Source organism: Acetobacterium wieringae (assembly GCF_001766835.1).
GTDB classification, from domain to species: Bacteria; Bacillota; Clostridia; order Eubacteriales; family Eubacteriaceae; genus Acetobacterium; species Acetobacterium wieringae.
Map to the genome: position 1 here is coordinate 60623 of NZ_LKEU01000012.1, position 18643 is coordinate 79265.

16 protein-coding genes are annotated in these 18643 nt (G+C 43.1%); 11 read left to right on the plus strand and 5 right to left on the minus strand.

The genetic code is table 11. The annotated features are described in order from the left end of the window. The first annotated feature begins 87 nt into the window (after positions 1 to 87). The 3 genes from glmS to ACWI_RS18925 all read left to right on the plus strand — a co-directional run bounded on the left by glmS (position 88) and on the right by ACWI_RS18925 (position 3287). Positions 88 to 1911 carry a glutamine--fructose-6-phosphate transaminase (isomerizing) gene (gene glmS / locus ACWI_RS02020; protein ID WP_070369767.1) on the plus strand — a complete coding sequence of 608 codons (1824 nt, stop codon included), beginning with the start codon at positions 88 to 90 and terminating at the stop codon, positions 1909 to 1911. A gap of 234 nt (positions 1912 to 2145) precedes the next feature. Continuing rightward, positions 2146 to 3114, plus strand: coding sequence for a GGDEF domain-containing protein (locus ACWI_RS02025; protein ID WP_070369768.1), 969 nt, complete (start codon positions 2146 to 2148; stop codon positions 3112 to 3114). 8 nt (positions 3115 to 3122) lie between these two features. Continuing rightward, positions 3123 to 3287, plus strand: a complete 165-nt coding sequence (locus ACWI_RS18925) for a hypothetical protein (protein ID WP_175440880.1) — start codon at positions 3123 to 3125, stop codon at positions 3285 to 3287. A gap of 186 nt (positions 3288 to 3473) precedes the next feature. Here the strand turns inward: ACWI_RS18925 and ACWI_RS02030 are convergent, their stop codons facing one another. From ACWI_RS02030 to ACWI_RS02045, 4 genes are all read right to left on the minus strand, one after another. After that, positions 3474 to 4046 (minus strand): hypothetical protein, encoded by a 573-nt coding sequence (locus ACWI_RS02030; protein WP_070369769.1) that lies wholly within the window; start codon positions 4044 to 4046, stop codon positions 3474 to 3476. A gap of 79 nt (positions 4047 to 4125) precedes the next feature. After that, on the minus strand, positions 4126 to 4743 hold the full coding sequence (locus tag ACWI_RS02035; protein ID WP_070369770.1) for a GTP-binding protein: 618 nt from the start codon (positions 4741 to 4743) through the stop codon (positions 4126 to 4128). 18 nt (positions 4744 to 4761) lie between these two features. Continuing rightward, positions 4762 to 5277: a PucR family transcriptional regulator gene (locus tag ACWI_RS02040; RefSeq protein WP_070369771.1), complete on the minus strand. Its 516-nt coding sequence runs from the start codon at positions 5275 to 5277 to the stop codon at positions 4762 to 4764. A gap of 20 nt (positions 5278 to 5297) precedes the next feature. Beyond that, a complete protein-coding gene (locus ACWI_RS02045; RefSeq protein ID WP_070369772.1) occupies positions 5298 to 6311 on the minus strand; it encodes a hypothetical protein in 1014 nt (337 codons plus the stop codon). A gap of 259 nt (positions 6312 to 6570) precedes the next feature. Here ACWI_RS02045 and ACWI_RS02050 point away from each other — a divergent pair, with 259 nt between their 5' ends. From ACWI_RS02050 to ACWI_RS02085, 8 genes are all read left to right on the plus strand, one after another. Next, a complete protein-coding gene (locus ACWI_RS02050; RefSeq protein WP_070369773.1) occupies positions 6571 to 7557 on the plus strand; it encodes a uroporphyrinogen decarboxylase family protein in 987 nt (328 codons plus the stop codon). Between the two features lie 34 nt (positions 7558 to 7591). After that, entirely contained in the window at positions 7592 to 8389 is a 798-nt protein-coding gene (locus ACWI_RS02055) for a methyltetrahydrofolate cobalamin methyltransferase (protein WP_070369774.1), read from the plus strand. Positions 8390 to 8430: 41 nt separating this feature from the next. Further along, positions 8431 to 9060 (plus strand): corrinoid protein, encoded by a 630-nt coding sequence (locus ACWI_RS02060; protein WP_070369775.1) that lies wholly within the window; start codon positions 8431 to 8433, stop codon positions 9058 to 9060. A gap of 287 nt (positions 9061 to 9347) precedes the next feature. After that, positions 9348 to 11657 (plus strand): methyl-accepting chemotaxis protein, encoded by a 2310-nt coding sequence (locus tag ACWI_RS02065; RefSeq protein WP_070369776.1) that lies wholly within the window; start codon positions 9348 to 9350, stop codon positions 11655 to 11657. 240 nt (positions 11658 to 11897) lie between these two features. Then, complete coding sequence (locus tag ACWI_RS02070) at positions 11898 to 12797, plus strand: LysR family transcriptional regulator (protein WP_070369777.1); 900 nt, start codon at positions 11898 to 11900, stop codon at positions 12795 to 12797. Continuing rightward, positions 12794 to 13678, plus strand: a complete 885-nt coding sequence (locus ACWI_RS02075) for a LysR family transcriptional regulator (RefSeq protein WP_070369778.1) — start codon at positions 12794 to 12796, stop codon at positions 13676 to 13678. The genes ACWI_RS02070 and ACWI_RS02075 overlap by 4 nt, the downstream gene beginning before the upstream one ends. A 135-nt stretch (positions 13679 to 13813) precedes the next feature. Beyond that, positions 13814 to 15862, plus strand: coding sequence for an NAD(P)/FAD-dependent oxidoreductase (locus tag ACWI_RS02080; RefSeq protein WP_070369779.1), 2049 nt, complete (start codon positions 13814 to 13816; stop codon positions 15860 to 15862). Positions 15863 to 15978: 116 nt separating this feature from the next. Beyond that, entirely contained in the window at positions 15979 to 16923 is a 945-nt protein-coding gene (locus ACWI_RS02085) for an NmrA family NAD(P)-binding protein (RefSeq protein ID WP_070369780.1), read from the plus strand. An 88-nt stretch (positions 16924 to 17011) separates the two neighbouring features. Here ACWI_RS02085 and ACWI_RS02090 read toward each other — a convergent pair whose 3' ends face one another. Beyond that, positions 17012 to 18535 carry a PucR family transcriptional regulator gene (locus ACWI_RS02090; RefSeq protein ID WP_070369781.1) on the minus strand — a complete coding sequence of 508 codons (1524 nt, stop codon included), beginning with the start codon at positions 18533 to 18535 and terminating at the stop codon, positions 17012 to 17014. Between the last annotated feature and the right edge of the window lie 108 nt (positions 18536 to 18643).

The window sequence follows — 18643 nt, forward strand, 5'->3', positions numbered from 1 at the left end:
CGGCGGATGCCCTGGAGAATTGTCATTTAAAACCAAAGAGTGATCTTTGGGACAGAGATGGCATAAAAAAGAAATATAGGTGAAAAAATGTGTGGAATTGTAGGTTATATCGGCGATAAACAGGCACAAGAAGTGCTAATTAATGGTCTTTCCCGGTTGGAGTACCGGGGCTATGACTCGGCCGGAATTGCGACCCTGGAAAATGAAATGATCCGGGTGGAAAAGAAAAAAGGGCGGCTTAAAAACCTGGAAGATGTACTGGATAAAACACCGCTTTCCGGCCAGGTCGGTATCGGTCATACCCGTTGGGCAACCCATGGGGTTCCTTCCGATGCCAATGCCCATCCCCATTGTAGTGTCAATAAAGAAATCTCGGTGGTTCACAATGGTATCATCGAAAATTATATGACGTTGAAAGATGAGCTGCAGGCGCAAGGCCATGTCTTTATTTCGGATACTGATACCGAAGTGATTGCCCATCTGCTGAATGAACTTTATACCGGTGATCTGGTCGAAACGATTCAGATTGCCTTACAGCGGATGAGCGGCTCTTATGCCCTGGCGGTTCTGTGTGCCAACGAGCCGGATAAGATTGTGGCTGTCCGTAAAGATAGTCCCTTGATTGTCGGACTGGGTGATGGTGAAAACTTTATCGCTTCGGATATTCCGGCGATTCTTAACTATACCCGGGAAGTCTATCTGCTGGATAACGGTGAAATGGCGGTGCTGACAGCAGATCATATTCAGGTTATGAACAGCACTGGTAACACCGTTGATAAAGAAGTTTTTGTTGTTGATTGGGATCCCGGCGATGCTGAAAAAGGCGGCTACGATCACTTCATGATGAAAGAAATGGTGGAGCAACCCAAGGCGATGATGGAAGCTTTAATGAGCCGTTGCTGTGAAAATGGTGCATCCTTTGCCGGGCTCAAGCTTAATGCGGAGATGATGAAAAAGATCAATCGGATTCAGATTGTTGCTTGTGGCACCGCTTATCATGCCGGGATGGTGGGTAAGTACTATTTTGAAAAATTCGCCCGGATCAGCGTCGAAACCGAAGCAGCTTCGGAGTATCGCTATAAAAATCCGATTGTCGATGAAAATACCCTGTTGATTGTGATCAGTCAATCCGGCGAAACCGCCGATACCCTGGCGGCGATCCGCCTGGCTAAAGAACGGGGAGCCTGGGTTTTGGCGGTGACCAATGTGGTCGGCAGTTCCATTGCCCGGGAAGCCGATGACGTCATTTATACCAATGCCGGACCAGAAATCGCCGTGGCATCGACCAAGGCGTATGTCACCCAGGTTGGTTGTATGATGCTGCTGGCTTCATTTTTAGGAAATCTCAATGGCAAAATGAACAAAGTAGATGCTGCTCGGATTTGTCATGGGCTGATGATGACCCCGGGACTGATCGATAAAGCATTGGAAACCCAGGACGTGATTAAAGCATTTGCCGATAAAAATTATCAGATCAGTGATCTTTTTTATATGGGGCGAGGGGTGGATCTTTATACCAGCATGGAAGGTTCACTAAAACTTAAGGAGATCTCCTATATTCATTCTGAAGCCTATGCCGCCGGGGAACTGAAGCACGGACCGATTGCCCTGATTGAGGAGGGTACCATCGTGGTAGCCGTCTGTACCCAGGAAAATGTGTTCGAAAAAATGCTCAGCAATATTAAAGAAGTAAAGGCCCGAGGCGCCCACGTATTGGCGATTGTTCAGGCCGGTCACGAAGATATTGCTTCGGAGGTGGATGAGGTCTGGGTGATTCCGGAGATGGACGATGATATCACCGCCATTCCCACCATTGTGTATCTGCAGCTGTTGGCTTATTATCTGGCGGTTGCCCGAGGCTGCGATGTCGATAAGCCGAAAAATCTGGCTAAGAGTGTGACGGTGGAGTAAAAACAAATTTAAAAATAATTAAGGAAGGTATTTAATACTGTATGCTACGCACAAGGGAGCTTTTGCACTATAGCTTATTCGCTATTTTGCAAAAGCCCCTTTTTTCTTGAGAATCCCCGATTTTTCCCGCAACAATATTATTGCCAAATAGGTAACATCATTACATCGACTTTTTTGAATTCCTGTGCTATTGTAGGAGATAGTGCAATGTGATTATCGAAAAGGAGTAAACAGATGAATCTATTGGTTTATACCTTGCAGGCAAATATATATGCGTTGATCATTTTGAGTATTATTTTTGTGAATTTTAGAAAACGGGCTGATCTGACAAATGCCAGCAACCGGTTTTTTTTGATCATGTTAAAAGTAGTCATGGCAATTCTGATTCTGGACAGCATCGGAATTAGTCTATATGGTCTGGCGGGGCAACCGATTCATTTTTTACTGATACTATTGACACTGATTTATTATCTTTTAAATCCGCTTCCCAGTTTATTCTGGATGGCTTATGTTCATTACACAATCCACCGCAGCGAAAAGCGGTTAAAAAAACTCGTTGCTGTGGCTCTGCTACCTGTTTATCTCAATAGTATTTTATCAATCGCCAGCATTTTTACCGGATGGCTGTTTTATTTTGGTGCCGATAATGTCTATCAGCGGGGACCGCTGTTTGTAATGGTGCCAATCTGCTGTTATTTTTATATTTTTTTATCATTTGTGATGATCTTATGGAATCGCAACCGCATCCGCCAGCGGGATCTTCTGCCGTTGCTCTTTTTTGCGCTACCGCCGTTTCTGGCGGGGGTTATTCAGGCATTGATATATGGTCTGGCAATTACCTGGCCGGCGCTGACTATTTCGCTGTTGACCATTTATATTTTTATTCAGTCCCGGACTATGAATACGGATCATCTAACAGGGCTTTATAACCGACGGGAGTTCGATTACTATCTGGAAGATTGGATGAACTGGCATTCGAAGAAGAAACAACTAGCTGGATTTATGTTGGATCTGGATCGTTTTAAAGAAATAAATGACAACTTTGGTCATAATGCCGGGGATCGTGCTTTGATCAACATGAGCGAAATTTTGAGGAAGAGTTTTCGAAACACTGATTTTATCGCCCGAATCGGAGGTGATGAATTTGTAGTGGTGCTGGAAGTGGATGATCAAAAGGATTCGATGGGCTTTTGGAGCGGCTGAAGGAAAATATGGATAACTTTAATAAGCAGACGCAAGAACGCTATAAATTGAGTGTCAGCAGTGGTAGTGGGATGTTTTTTCCTGAAAGAGAACAGAATCTTAGTGAGTTTTTTGGAGAATTAGATCGTCTGATGTATGTTGAAAAGGCGATGAAGAAGAACATTAGCGTTTAAGTAATACACTTGCAGAATTGAAATGATCATATAGTGGTAGAGAAACCAAAATACGGGTATGTATTTTTTTCACGAGTCGCTAAGGAGGCTATAATGGAAGAATTGAGGCGACTGTCGGAGTTCAACAAACATACTCTTTTTCAAAAAACCATAAACACCAATAATTCAGGTGTTTATGGTTTTTTATTAATACAGTTTATTTAGTATCGTTAATACCTGATTGGCAAGATCGGCTTCATCGACAGCAAAGACAATCACGGCAAGATTCAGTATTACCTTCGGATGATAAACTTCGTTAACTTGAACCCCATCACCAGTGGTGGAAAGAATGGCGCTTTTTCCTTTTTCGGTGAGATGGGTTTTGATGTGGCCAACCAGTCCGTTCTGGCTTTCAACCCAGTCCGCCAGGCCGTTTAAACCAACAGCGATGGCTTCTTTTATTGGCAGATACTCACCGCTGATTTCACGCTCTGCGGAAATAATTATGGCATTTTCGTGGTGGGTAATTGAAAGATCACCAAGGTTAGTTTTAGGGCGCAGATGTTCATGGATTTCATGCTTGTCATGATCGTGTCCACAGATATAGGACTCTTCCTGATGGGAATGATGGTTTTGGTGTTCATGGTGATCATGGCCGCAGGAGCAGGGCTCGTCCGGGTGAGCATATTGTCTTTTGCTGTGATCATGATCTTGGTCACAGGAACAGCGTATCTCGTCTTGTTCGAGGTGGGGATGTTGGTGCTGATGTTCGTTTTTCATTTTTTTCCTTTCAACTCAATACAATGTTGAGCCATATAATTCAACAAATAGCGTTGGTTACTTTTAAAATAATCGGCTGTTATAATGCGATTAACCGCTGATCAAGTAGTCTTTCCCAGAAATCATCAGGGATCTTGATGATGGCGGAGATGGGATAGCAGGGGAGCTTTTTATTATAAGTTTGAATGCTTTCGATGACGCTCTGAACCTTTTGTTCATCCACCGTATCGACTTTATTAATCAAAACACTGCTGGCGTTTTCCAGCTGACCGGAAACAAAGGGTTCCATGGCAGCGATTAAACGGAACCATCGCTTAGCATCTATGATGGTGATAATCTCAGTTTCCACGAGAAAGGCATCTTCAATCGTTTGTTTGATCTTATCGGGATAGGCCAGTCCGGTGGCTTCGATAACCAGCCATTGGGGATCAAATTCTTTTTTCAGGTACGAAACTGTATCCTCCAACTGGACCGACGACGTACAGCAGGCACAGCCCGCAAAAAGATTTTTAACAGTCAGCCCCTGATTTTCAAGCAGCAGGTTGTCTACCCCGGAGCCGCCAATTTCATTTTCGACAATCACCACCGGAGTGGTATTCTCATTATTTAAAGATCTGGCAACCAAAAACTCAGCCAGCTGCAGTAATACACTGGTTTTGCCGGAGCCCAGAAATCCTCCTAATACAATAACTTTCACTATTTCACCACTTTCATGTTAATTTCGCTCGATAATTAGCATCGACAAACCCAGATAAAGCAGTTCGTTATTGGAATTAAAATCGATGTTAAACAGTTTTTCTATTCTTTCCAGACGGTTGAGAAAGGAACTGCGATGAATATACAGCCGTTTGGCTGCCGCTGCAGCGTTGAGTCGACAGTCAAAAAAGGTCAATAACGTTTTATAATACTCGGTATGTTTCTCGGCATCATATTGCCGGAGCGTTAAAAGTTTTTCACTGCAGACTTGATGCATGGCAAAAATACCAGGACTATTTTTGAGTAGATAATGAAAGGCATAATCATCAAACCGATACGTCCAGAACATCGGCTGGTCGCAGGTGCCGAAATCCAGGGCAATTTCAGTTTGGTGATAGGCCGCCCGCAAATCACCCATGTCCCCAAAAACCCGGCTTAATCCAGCCACCAACAGGCTGTCTCGAAGAAAATAGGGTAATTGTCGATAAAAATTTTTATCATTGACCGAATTAAACTGATCCAGATTAATCAGCATCAGCAGTCGTTCCCTGTAATTCAGACAGACACAGCCCTGCCACTGGTTTTCAATTTCGGAACTGAGGTAATCAGTATAAACATTTTTGGCATACCGGGTATTGGATCGAAATTGCACGAGCTGCAGATTGTCCGTTGTTTCCAGTTGTTTTCAAAGGCGACTTTCTGCCATTGTTCGTCGGAACTCTGTTCATTTTGTAGCATGTTCAGCAGTGGCTCCCGCAGGCTGTTTAGCGCTACTTCTTTTAAATTGAAGGACTGATATTTTTGGTACAGTTTATCAGCGGTGGTAAATAAATGGGCCAAAATAGTCCGGACATAGGTTTTTGCAATTTCTTCGCTGCCGTTTGACAGCTGGATGATAAACCGTCCTACATAGCCATTATGATCAAAAACATTTTTGCAGATCATTTCGTCTGTACCGGATGGCGATACCATGGCGTAGTCAAAGATATCAGGCAAATCATACAAGGACTGGAAACTGGAATCAGTGATAAAATCGTTCACCACTTCTGGGAGTGAATTTTTATTTTCATCCATAAAAGCAGCGCTGGTTAATTCCTCAATGGATTTGGAATAGGCCGTATAATGAAACTTTTTATCAATCAAAAGAATCGGTTCGGTCAGAATCGACTGGCAGCTGTCAATCAGATCCTGAAAACTGCCATTTTCATAGTAGATCTGGTTTAACCGTTCATCCCATTGATCGAATCGATTGTAGATATCTTGGAGGTAATTGAATAATGATAATGCGGAAAGGTTTGATTTTATCACCATTACGGTTCCATCAATCATCTTCAGTGACCGGTTTGGTTTTTCGGTACATAAAAAGAGCGACTCAGCGCCATGGTTCCGGCTTTCAATCAGGGATTTGAGACCGTCGGCATCAATGATAACCACGGTTCCAGCAATGTCCAGGTCTGTTTCATAGAACACGGGGCGCATAAAGCCAATGTCCGGATCACTTTTTTTCTCAAAGCTAACGGCAAACTTTTTAATCAGCCAATAGTAGATTACATCCCGAGAAAGTCTCATAGGTACCTCTAATTTTAAATAAATTTTCAGAAATTTCACGATGCAGCTTCATTCTATGTCATGCATGGTCATTTTGCAAGGGGTCATTACTATTTTACCACGATATCCTACACTGTGTAGAGTATGAGCTTTGTATTATCCTCTACTATGCCGGATGTACTTTTCGTAATAATGTCGTTATAATTAAACCATGTAAACGGTTTTAATTAAAAATAACCATTGAATTGGTAAAAATCCATTAAATTCAGGAGGAAATATCATGTTAACACCAAAAGAGAATTTTTTACTGGCAGCAGTTGAACACAAAAAACCAGAGTGGGTGCCCAACGAAATGAGTGATGTCATTATGTATGGCGGAGCTTTTGAGAGCTTTGAAAACGGTCCGGCCGGCGGTGGTCTGGACGGCTTTGGGGTAACCTGGCATGCTACGGAATCAGCTGGCGGCCAGCCGGTTCCGGGCGGTAAACCCGTGCTGGATGATATTGAAAAATGGGAAAATATCGTTAAGTTCCCAAATTTGGATGAGTACGATTGGGAAGGCAGCCTTGCCATGCAGGCAGGCATTTTTGGAGCTGACCGTGATCAGCGAGTGGTTGAATATGGGATGTGGAATGGACAGTTTTTACGTTTGACGCACCTGATGGGTTTTGAAAACGCCCTCTGTGCCATGCTGGAAGAGCCGGAAGCCTGCGACGCACTGTTTGCTGCGATTACCGATTATAAAATTAAGCTGGTTGAACGAGTCGCCAAACATTTTAAACCGGATATTATTACCAGCTATGATGACATTGCTACCGAAAGAGGCCTGTTTATGTCTCCTGGAACCTATCGGTCACTGATCAAACCCCATCATAAACGGTTAAATGATGCCATTAAGGCGCATGGAATCATTCCTTTTATTCACACCTGCGGGAAATGTGAAGAGATCATTCCGGATTATGTGGAAATCGGTACGGCTGCCTGGACATCGGCTCAACCGATGAACGATATTGAAGGGATTTTGAAAAAATACGGCAGCCAAATTGCTGTGGTTGGCGGTTATGACACCAACGGCCGTCCTGGTCTGGAAGAGGCCACGAATGAAGAAATTGATGCTGACGTCAAACGTTGTATGGAAACCTATGGCCCTTATGGCAGCTATGTATTTATGGGCTTTAGATTGATGAGCGGAGCAGGTCCGGAAAGCTTTATGGAAGGTATTCTTCCGATTAATGATGCCGTTGAAAAATATAAGCATATCAAATAATTTACGCAAAGAGTAATCACTGAAGGAGAAGAACATGATCATTATTGGAGAAAAAATTAACGGCGCCATCCCCTCCAGCGCCAAAGCGATTGCGGCCAAGGATGCCGAATTTATTAAGAATCTGGCGATTAAACAGGCGGAAGCCGGAGCGGATTTCATCGATGTTTGCGCATCAGTAGACGACGACATTGAACTGGAAACCATGAAATGGCTGATTGACATTGTCCAGAATGCGGTGGACACGCCGATTGCGGTGGACAGTCCCAACGTCTACACCTGCATTGAGTCCATTAAATACTGTCATAAGCCGGGACTGTTTAATTCCGTTTCATTAGAAGGTGACAAGGTTGATGTGGCTTTTAAAGCCATCGCCGATACCAAATGGGAATGTGTGGCCTTGCTTAACAGCGACAAGGGGATTCCCAAAACCGCCAAAGACCGGCTGGACGTTTTTGCCGATCTGATGGTGAAGGTCAAAGAATATAACATCGATCCATCACGGATGCATATTGATCCCCTGATTGAAATGCTCTGCACCTCCGAAGATGGCATCACCATGGTCACCGAAGTCATCCGTGGCATTAAAGCCCAATACCCGACCATCCATGTCACCGGTGCGGTCAGCAATATTTCCTTTAACCTGCCCGCCCGCCGGATTGCCAACCAGGCATTTGCCGTATTGGCCATGAGTGCTGGCATAGACAGCTTCATCCTCGTTCCGCTCAACAAGGATATGATGGGAATGCTCTTTGCCACTGAAGCGATGATGGGTGAAGACGAATATTGTATGGAATACATCGGCGCCTTCCGCGAAGGTATTTTTGTAAAATAAGTGCATTAAATTTAAATCAAAAATAAAAGGAGAAAATCTACATGTCAAAAATAGAAGATGTAAAAGTATTAGTCGAAACTGGTAAATCAAAAAAAGTTGCTGCAGCGGTTCAGGAAGCATTGGACGCTGGCGACAAAGCACAGGATATCCTGGACGCGATGATCGCTTCCATGGGTGTAGTTGGTGATAAATTCTCATCCGGCGAAATCTTTGTCCCAGAAATGCTCATTGCCGCCAAAGCGATGTCCAAAGGGGTGGAAGTGTTAAAGCCAGTGATGGCTGGCGATGGCTCAAGCTCTTTGGGTACCTGTATTATGGGAACCGTTGCCGGTGATCTTCACGATATTGGGAAAAACCTGGTTGTGATGATGCTGGAAAGTGCTGGTTTCGATATGGTTGATTTGGGTGTTGACGTGCCAGCGGAACGATTTGTGGAAGCGGCCAAAGAAAATAACAATGTCGTTCTGATTGCCTGTTCCGGTCTGTTGACTACAACCATGCCAGCTTTGAAAGAAGCGGTTCAGACCATTAAAGCGGCAATACCTGAGATGAAAGTCATCGTCGGCGGTGCCCCTGTTACACAAGAATATGCTGACGAAATCGGTGCTGATGGTTATGCACCAGATGCCGGAAGCTCGGCAGCCAAGGCTAAGGAAATCATTGGGGCATAAGGGATAGTTTTGGCCATAAAATAATCAAAAATTAATAAATACTGTCAATAGTTAATCTTAAACCCCTATTTAAGATTGACTATTTTCGATGTTCAAAAGCATAACCAAAACTTATCAACAGCTTTGCCTTTTTGAATTATCTTTTTTTTAGAAAATTCGTTATAGTGGATAAGATTCTTTTTTAAAAGCATCGGAAATGAAAACGTTTATCAAAATTGATGCTGTTGTATCAACCAATTGAAATGTTAAAATTTCCTGAGCAAAATTATGATACGAGGTAAAAAATTATGAAGAATAACAAAAGAAAATGGATATTTCAATTAGGCATTCCAATTCTTGCGATCTATTTATTGATTACTTGTATGGCTTTAGCTATTTTTAGTCAAAATAGTTTGCCGGAGTCTTCAATGCTTAATCAGCCACTGATCATCCTGGCAATTTTGGGCATTGGTCTATGTTTAAATTTAGGTTCATTGATTATTCTGTCATCAAAATATTACAAACGTTCATCAAAAATAGCTGGCATTTTGGAACACCTCACAGACGGCGCGGGAAACCTTGAATTGAGCGCGATTGAAAATGATCCAGATGAATTAAGTCAGGTTGTTATGGCGTTGGTAAGTAAGATGCAGATATATTCAGATGCAGCAAGTCAATTAGCAACCGGAGAACTTTCGCTTGAAGCGCTGCCAATATCAAATAATGACTTATTGGGAAGAAATCTTATTTTAATTGGTGAGTCCCTCTCCATACTGGAAGCGGACACTAAAAAATTATCCGTCATGATGGATCCTGATGATGTTAAACCAGCTGCCGCGGGTCTTTCAGGAATCTACTTGTTTCTGCTTGATAATATTAGCAGAATAGTCACTCAAAATTCGGCTAAAATTGAACTGTATGAGAATGCCATGGATGCTATACCTTATCCCATGCACATTCTGGATACCAATTCCCATTGGCTGTTTTTTAATAAAACCCTGGAGAATCAACTTTTGCAGGCTGGCATTATTGAGAACCGGGAAGGTGCCTATGGCAGAAAAGCCTGTGAATTTGGGGTGGAACATTGTAATACCGTAGAATGTCCGGAAAACTGCAGTATTTATCAGTTGGTTAATAACGGCATTACTACCTTTGACTTTGAATTTTTAGGCGCATACCTGCAAAAGAATTCCCGATTAATCACCAACAAAAAAAATAAAAATATCGGTTTTCTAGAAATAACTATGGATCTGACATCAATGGTGAGTATCAATCGATACACAGAGGCCGAGGTTTCACGGCTCAAAGAAAACCTTCTGCTTCTAGCCGATGGCGATCTGAACTTTGATCTGACGATCGGTGAAGGTAATCAATACACAAATGAAATAAAAGAATATTTTGGGGCAATCAATATGAGTTTAGGTGTAGTCAAAAGGTCTGTTGGGGATCTGATTGGCGAAGCCAACATGCTGTTAGACTCCATTATTAAAGGAAAGCAGATAAAAGCTGATGAAACAAGTTTTAGAGGCTCATGGCAAACCATTATTTCCGGGATGAACAACATCCTGATGGAGATTGCCAAGCCCTTTGATGAGATTTCGACAGTAATGGATGCCATTTCGACTGGTGATTTGAGAACCAGCATCACGGGTCAATACGAAGGTGGTTTTGACCAGATGAAACAATCAGTGAACGGCACCGTTGCACAATTAAACAGTGTTATTGAAGAAATCTCAGCAGTGACTAGGGAAATTGGCAATGGCAACTTAGACATTGACGATATTCAGGCGTATAACGGCGATTTTATCGGGATCTCAAATGCCCTGAATGAGATTATCAAAACACTAAATACGCTCTTAAGTGAAATCTACACGGCGGCCTTGCAGGTCAGTTCAGGAGCCAACCAGGTGGCTGCTGGCAGTCAGTCGTTAGCTCAGGGAGCCACCGAACAGGCCAGTTCCATCGAAGAGCTAACCGCATCAATCGCTGAAATTACCGATCAGACCAGGGAAAACGCCAAAAATGCCAATAAGGCCCGGGAACTAACCGGGGTTGTTCGTGAAAATGCGGATATCGGCAACGGACAGATGGCGGAAATGCAAAACGCCATGATTGATATCAATCAATCGTCCAAAGACATTTCCAAAATCATTAAAGTCATTGACGACATTGCTTTCCAGACCAATATTCTGGCTTTAAATGCGGCTGTAGAGGCAGCCCGAGCGGGCGTTCATGGCAAGGGCTTTGCGGTGGTGGCAGAAGAGGTCCGAACCCTGGCGGCCCGCAGCGCCGAAGCGGCCAAGGAAACCACCCGGCTGATTGAAGGTTCCATCAATAAGGTTCAACATGGGACGCAAATGGCCAATGAAACCGCAACGGCGCTTAATGATATTGTCAGCGGGATTAGCGAAATCACTGATCTGATGGGGAACATCGCCTTGGCATCAAATGATCAGGCAACGGGGATCGCCCAGATTAATGCGGGTATTGACCAGGTAGCCCAGGTGGTTCAGCAAAACTCAGCAACCTCGGAGGAGAGTGCCGCTGCCAGCGAAGAACTTTCCAGCCAGGCGGAATTATTAAAAGAAACCATCCATCAGTTTACCTTAAGAAAATAAAAATCAATAAAAGTTATCTGTGCTTTGTCTGCCTGTAGACAAAGCACAGATAGCTTTTTTATTCTGTAAACTTATAATTGTTGCCAGTTCGCTATTGGAATAGCAGAAAAATCGCAATCTATGATTGAATTGAAGCAAAACCAGATGCTTCATAAATTTAGCGTTGTGTGGAAAACAAACGAATGATAAAATTGGAGCAAAGAATGCAATGATGAATGATCATCCCAGCGAGGTGGAAAAATGGATTTCAGAAAATTGGAGTATTTTATAGCAGCGGTTGAGCACGGCAGTTTTACCAAAGCGGCTCAGGAATGCTTTGTCTCCCAGACGGCCATGAGCCAACAGATGGCCGCTATGGAACAGGAACTGGATTTTCAATTGTTTGACCGATCCGGTTATCGTCCGACCTTAACCTTGGCCGGCAAAGCTTTTTATGAAGCCAGCAAGCGGATCATTGAGGATTACGAACAAGCAGTAATAAAGGCCAAGGCCTTAAAAAATGGGTTTTCAGGATCATTGCGAATCGGCGTATCCGGTCCGGTTGAAAAACGTTTTTTGCCGGAGGTGTTAAGTAAATTTGTCGCCCGTCACCCGGAAGTGAATCTGGAACTGTATGAACTCAGCTTTAGAAAATTATCTGAAAAAATAAGAAATAACGAAATTGATATCATGTTCGGACTGGCCAATGAAATTCAGACCTATCCCCAGATCGAGATCACCACCTTATTCACCAGCACCCTATGTGTCATTGTCTCGACCAGTCATCCCTGGCACGATCGTTATGAAATCTATGGCAATGAATTGAAATCTGAGAAGCTGATTATTTTTTCAAAAACCTATGGACCCAAGTATCATGACTCTTTTTTCAGGAGCTGCGAACAGGACGGTTTTGAACCGAATGTTATTAAAGAGGTTGATAATTTTGATGAGATGATTTTATTGGTCAGTGCCAATAAAGGAATTGCCATTATTTCTGAGGAAGTGCTAACCGAAGCTTCTGGGATTCACCGGATAAAACTGATCGAAACCCATCATCATTCAGAATTTTGCATGGCCCGAAATAAGAATGATGATAATCCCCTCATTGATGAATTTATGCAATTGATTATTAAAAAGAGTAAGGAGGGAGCAAGTGCTTGAATCGACAAACCCTGGAGTATTTTATCGCATTATCTGAAACTTTAAATTTCACTGAAGCTGGAAAACGCCAGTTTGTTTCACAAACGACCATCAGTCGCGCCATCAAACAATTGGAAAAAGAGATTGGTTTTGCACTTTTTGAAAGTTGCACCACAAAAGTTCAGCTCACTCCAGCGGGTAGCGATTATTTAACCAGTGTGAAATCGATACTGAAATTATACGATAAAGCGGTTGAAGATGGCGTGCGTTTAAGTTACAAAGAAAACAATGTCTTAAAAGTGGGCTTTTCTAATGATCTGGGCTTTGAGTATGTGACTGGAGTATTAAAACGATATCAGCAAAAAAATCAAAGTGTCGAAATCGTTCTGCAACAAAGTACACCGGCACAATTGCTGACCCAAATCAACGATGGCACTTTGGATATTATTTCGGTCTTTAAAGCAGAACTGCAGGATGAAAAAGGAATCAATTCATTAAATGTCTGTCAATATAATGTAAAAGTTGGTGTGGGGCCATTTCATCGGTTTGCAGGACGAGAATCGATTGAAGCAACTGAACTTAGAAATGAGAAAATTATTGTGCCCAAAAGGGAAAGCTTTCAGAAGCATTATGATTATATTCTGGATTGCTGTCGTCAGGATGGTTTTGATCCGATAGTCATTGAAGTCGATTCGTTTGAAACCCAGTTACTGTTAACTGAATTGGGAAGGGGCATTTCTTTCTATCCTGATTCAGATGGGCTGACGAAAAAATATCAGACGATCACGTTTTTGAAAATTAATCAGACGCATCATCAATATAACATTGAATTTGCCTGGAATCAGGCGAATAAAAATCCTTGTCTTAACGCATTCCTCAATACAGCGCGAGACAAAAATTAAAGAGGTCACAAAAGCCTGGTACTTATGCATTTTTAGCATAAGCATCAGGCTTTTTAATCGTTAGACAACAGTGTTAATTTTAATTACGATAGAAGCGTTGAATGCTATTATTTTATTTTGAAAGGCAGAGATTTAATGAAAAAATTTGAACAATTATTTTCGCCAGTAGTACTGGGAAACAGACAGTTTAGAAACCGGATTTTTGCAGCGCCAATTGGGTTGGAATACTATCCCGACGAGCGATTGCATCCGGGGGATGAATTTATCGCTTATTTTGAAAGAAAGGCTCAGGGCGGAGCGGCCACCGTCAGCATTGGTTCAGCAATGGCTGATAATGCCAGAGGTGCCATCGGTCCGACCATCAGACTGGATGATCCCACCGCTTTGTCGCCTTTATACAGACTTTCTCAATGTATCAGCAGACACGGCGCTGTTGCCGATATTGAACTCCAACACTGTGGGGCAAATTCGTATCACAGCAAGTTTGGTCTGGGAAATGAGATTTTTGGTGCCTTTGATTCGGTTAATGGTTTAGGGATGGAGATTCCCCAAATGCCGGAAGAAGTTATTTTTGAAATCATCAAGAAATTTGGCGATGCGGCACAAACCGCCAAACACTGCGGTTTTGGGATGGTAACTATCCATGCCGGTCATGGCTGGATGTTCAACCAGTTTCTTGGACCCCATAACAACCGACGGGATCAGTGGGGTGGTTCCATGGAAAATCGGGCTCGCTTTGTTAATGCGGCCATTGCCGATATCAAGAAAAAATGCGGTCGTGATTTTCCGGTTTGTGTTCGGATCAGCGGAGCAGAGCTTTTTGAAGGCGGTTATGACATTGACTACGGCGTTGAGATTGCCAAACAATTAGATGGGCATGCGGATCTGATCAACGTTTCGGTAGGCGCTCACGAAGAAACTTCGGTGTTTACCATCACTTCCCCCAGTATGTTTTTAGATGACGGTGCCAATGTAAAATATGCGGCGGCAGTGAAAAAAGTCATCCGTCATTCTAAAATTGCAACGGTAGGTGCATTGGCTGAACCGGAGCTGTTGGAAGAGATCATTGCTTCAGGAAAAGCCGATGTGGTGATGTTGTGCCGTCAATTGATGGCTGATCCGGACACCCCTATTAAAGCCCAAATGGGACAGGAGAAAAAAATTCGCAAATGCATTCGTTGCTTTGAATGTTTCTCGGCGCACTTCACAAAGTTAACAAGCATTTGCGCAATCAACCCAGAAATTGGTTTTGAACGGGAAGTAAAATACAATCAGGTATTGCCTCAAAAGAAGAAAAAAGTATTGATTGCCGGGGGCGGCATCGGTGGTATGCAAGCGGCTCTGACTGCTTATGAACACGGTCATGAAGTTATTCTTTGTGAAAAGTCAAATGAATTAGGCGGTGCTTTGCGTTGTGAGAAAAAAGTGCCTTTCAAGCAGAATATGCAGCAATATCTGGATTCACAAAGTGCGCTGATAGAAGAAGCGGAAATTGATTTGCGTATGAATACCGAAGTCACGCCGGAATTAGCTAAAGTCTTAAAACCAGATGTTATCATTGCTGCCTTGGGCGCAAAAGCAGTGATGCCCAATATCCCTGGAATTAACGGCAAAAACGTTATGGATGCAGATGCGGGATATCTGGAGGCCGAGAAAGTTGGCGAAAAAGCAGTTGTTCTAGGTGGCGGATTATCCGGGATTGAACTGGCCATTTATCTTTCACAGCTAGGGAAAAAAGTGACCATTATCGAAATGTCCAACCGTTTGAACTTTTCAAACAATGTCATTCATTCAATGGCCATTAACAATGAAATCCTGAAGTATCAAATCGTGGTAGTGACTTCAACCAAAGCTGTCGAGATCACTGAAAAAGGTGTCATTGGTGAGTTTGTTGGTGACTCATTTTCAGAAGAACAATGCTGCGATACCATTACAAAAGGAATGTTGGTATCGGCTGTGACCCAGGCCAGTTTGAATCAACACTACGAAATTGGCAAACAAAGCCTTTATGAAGCGGACACGGTGATCTATGCGCTTGGGCAGAAACCACTGCGAGACCAGTCAAATGAATTGAGAAACTGCGCACCATTATTCTTTGAACTTGGCGATTGTGTTGAACCTAAAAATGTTTATACGGCCAATGCCACCGCCTATACCATTGCCCGGGATATCGGACGTTATTGATATAACATCATAAGTAAACCTGATTATCATCTTTGCTTCTTTGAATTATCTTTTTGGTCAGAGATTCGTTATACTTGTCTTAGTTAGATAAATAACAAACAAGGAGAAACGAATTAATGGGAAAAATAATAATGACCGGTGTAGACGGTAATTTTGGCGGTTATTCTGCGCGCAGTATTTTAAAAAAAGTGCCGAAAGACCAGCTGATCTTTACAACCCCAAACAAAGATGTGATTAAACAGTATCAAGAGCAGGGCGTCGAGACCCGATATGCGGATATATTTAATAAAGAGACATTATTAAAAGCCTTTGCAGGGGGAGAGGTACTACTGCTAATCTCTATGCCTTTTGTTGGTGAGCGCCGAAGAACTGCTCACAAGAACGCGATTGATGCTGCCGTTGAAGCGGGTGTGAAAAAAATTGTTTATACCTCCATTGTCGGTGCCGGCGAAGAAGACTGTGATACCTATGAAGTTTCAGATCATAAAATCACCGAAGCTTACCTGAAAAGCCTTGATATTGACTGGATCATCTTACGGGATTCCCAGTATGCCGAGGCAATGGTATCGGTGTTTGAACAAAGTGCCGCCGAAAACGGTGTAATGGCCACTAACATGGGCAATGGGCACATGGCCTTCATTTCACGGGATGATTGTGCCGAAGTCGCTGCCTGTGTGGCGGCCGGGGCTGGCGAAAACAATACCATCTACGATATCAGTGGACCGGAAGCGATGACCATTACCGAATTCTGTAAAATCGGCAGCGAAGTCACCGGCAAAACGGTTACCTATCAGGAATTGACTGACGACGAGATGTACGCCTTCTTCGATTCTATTGGTGTGCCGAGAAATACCGAAGGTGAATGGGCCGAAACAGCCAAGAACTTTCCCTTCTGTTCCGATGGGATGGTGACCTTTGGCCGGGCCATCCGCTTGGAACAGATGAACGCCTGCTCCAAGGATGTAGAAATGCTGATTGGCAGAAAACCATTATCAGTCCGGGAAATCTTCGAGGATCTGGAAAATCACCGGATTGGTAGCCGAACCTCAACTGAAAATTAACAAAGTTAGAAAAGAAAAAAACAGCATTATCCAATTAATGGAGATGCTGTTTTTTGTTTGTCTTTATAAAAGGAATACAAATGATTTCTTATTGCGGTACATTTCGCAATAAAATTCCACAGGACAAAAACAATTGAAACATCATGTCGTCCTGGAGCATCTCATAATTCAGACCCGTGAGCTTTTGAATGTTTTTTAAACGATAAACCACGGTGTGGCGATGGATCTTGAGTGAATCAGCGGCCGCGGTAATGTTTTTGCCGTTGGCAATATAGGCTCTAAGACATAAAAGCAACTCGTGGGTATAGGGATCCTGCTGATTCAAGCTTTTAAGCTGGGGGACAATGAGCACATCGAGTTTGGTGTGGCGATCAAGAACCGTTAAAATATGATCGGCATAAATGTCATTAAAACAGATAATTTCACAAGCAGCATCATTGGCGTATTCGTTGGCTATCTGACACTGCAGATAGGCCAGATTAATTTCATAGATATCATTAAAAACCATACTCTTCGTCGCTTTGAATTCGCGTTTGGCTAAGAAATCCAGAATCAGCTCATGGAACTGTTTTTTATTTTCAGGTTCGAGTTTGTAATCACAGACGAGAATCAGTGACTCAAACAAAAAAATCAGCTGATCTTTAAACAATCGGGAAAGCTGATTAGAGTAACCCTGAGTGCTGAAATCCGAATCAATAATTTTTCCGGCAGGGCTAAAGCACCATAAGGCATAAGGTTCCGCGATCTTGCGGTCTTTTAAACCTAAATGATGGGCGAGGATATGGGGATCGACGTATTTTTCTTTAATCAAACGGTAGAGATACCAGGGGGTTTCCAGATTTTTGCAAAATTCGTCATTCACCTTTAGGGCATTTTCGATTATTTGCTGAGCCAGCCACAGGTTGGCATATTCGGACTTTGTCAGCGGACTGATCAGTTCCGTCATCGCCAGTGATCCGAACAGCTGGCCATTGACAAGAATCGGCGCAATCAGGCGTTTGATGTTTCCAAACGTATCCGGGGACTGATAATAAAAGGGCTGGTGCTGGGTTCTGAACTTTTCGCTGAGATTGATACTGTCAACCTCTTTTAAAGAATAGCCTTTTTCCAGAACGTGAGCCCAGATCGCATCCAATTTATCCAGATTCATGTTACTGGTGCGCATCAGCAGCCCCTGGGAATCGTCAAACAAGGCCGCCGGGTTTTTAAGATACCGGCAGGCTTCGTCCAGGATGGCCTGGAGCGTCTGGCCGTTAAAAATCGCTTCGTTAATGTGTTCCAGCCATCGTTGATAGCGGTCAAAAATCGCCTGAACCGCGTCAAACAGCTCACCGGCATCGGTTTGCGAAGGTATGATGATAACCGACCAATGGGGGTCGAGCAGGGCTTCGTCAATCGGACCCAGACAGATAAAGGACAATGATTTTGGCGATTGCAGGTCAGCTAATTGTTTTGCATCGCTGAGATAGAGCAATTCCTCACATAAGTTATGACCATTCTCCGGGCGATAAAAGCGGATTCCGGAGAGGTTCAATTGAATGGTTTTGCCTGAAATTAATGCAGCGTCCGGCCAGGCGAGCTGTTCAAATATAATATCAATGCTCAGTTTCATCAGGAACTCCTTTGGTCTTGTACAAATTTGTATAACAATCGCGTTTATTTTTTTATTATATGGACAATGACTTTAAAGTGCAAGTTAAATATAATAAGGGCAAATAAA

What these genes read in the sequence shown, in the direction of transcription:
- ACWI_RS02070 (WP_070369777.1), top strand. Translation starts at nt 11,898, where the DNA reads ATGGATTTCAGAAAATTGGAGTATTTTATAGCAGCGGTTGAGCACGGC.
- ACWI_RS02050 (WP_070369773.1), top strand. Translation starts at nt 6,571, where the DNA reads ATGTTAACACCAAAAGAGAATTTTTTACTGGCAGCAGTTGAACACAAA.
- ACWI_RS02030 (WP_070369769.1), bottom strand. Translation starts at nt 4,046, where the DNA reads ATGAAAAACGAACATCAGCACCAACATCCCCACCTCGAACAAGACGAG.
- glmS (WP_070369767.1), top strand. Translation starts at nt 88, where the DNA reads ATGTGTGGAATTGTAGGTTATATCGGCGATAAACAGGCACAAGAAGTG.
- ACWI_RS02080 (WP_070369779.1), top strand. Translation starts at nt 13,814, where the DNA reads ATGAAAAAATTTGAACAATTATTTTCGCCAGTAGTACTGGGAAACAGA.
- ACWI_RS02065 (WP_070369776.1), top strand. Translation starts at nt 9,348, where the DNA reads ATGAAGAATAACAAAAGAAAATGGATATTTCAATTAGGCATTCCAATT.
- ACWI_RS02045 (WP_070369772.1), bottom strand. Translation starts at nt 6,311, where the DNA reads ATGAGACTTTCTCGGGATGTAATCTACTATTGGCTGATTAAAAAGTTT.
- ACWI_RS02060 (WP_070369775.1), top strand. Translation starts at nt 8,431, where the DNA reads ATGTCAAAAATAGAAGATGTAAAAGTATTAGTCGAAACTGGTAAATCA.
- ACWI_RS02090 (WP_070369781.1), bottom strand. Translation starts at nt 18,535, where the DNA reads ATGAAACTGAGCATTGATATTATATTTGAACAGCTCGCCTGGCCGGAC.
- ACWI_RS18925 (WP_175440880.1), top strand. Translation starts at nt 3,123, where the DNA reads ATGGATAACTTTAATAAGCAGACGCAAGAACGCTATAAATTGAGTGTC.
- ACWI_RS02085 (WP_070369780.1), top strand. Translation starts at nt 15,979, where the DNA reads ATGGGAAAAATAATAATGACCGGTGTAGACGGTAATTTTGGCGGTTAT.
- ACWI_RS02040 (WP_070369771.1), bottom strand. Translation starts at nt 5,277, where the DNA reads ATGCTGATTAATCTGGATCAGTTTAATTCGGTCAATGATAAAAATTTT.
- ACWI_RS02025 (WP_070369768.1), top strand. Translation starts at nt 2,146, where the DNA reads ATGAATCTATTGGTTTATACCTTGCAGGCAAATATATATGCGTTGATC.
- ACWI_RS02055 (WP_070369774.1), top strand. Translation starts at nt 7,592, where the DNA reads ATGATCATTATTGGAGAAAAAATTAACGGCGCCATCCCCTCCAGCGCC.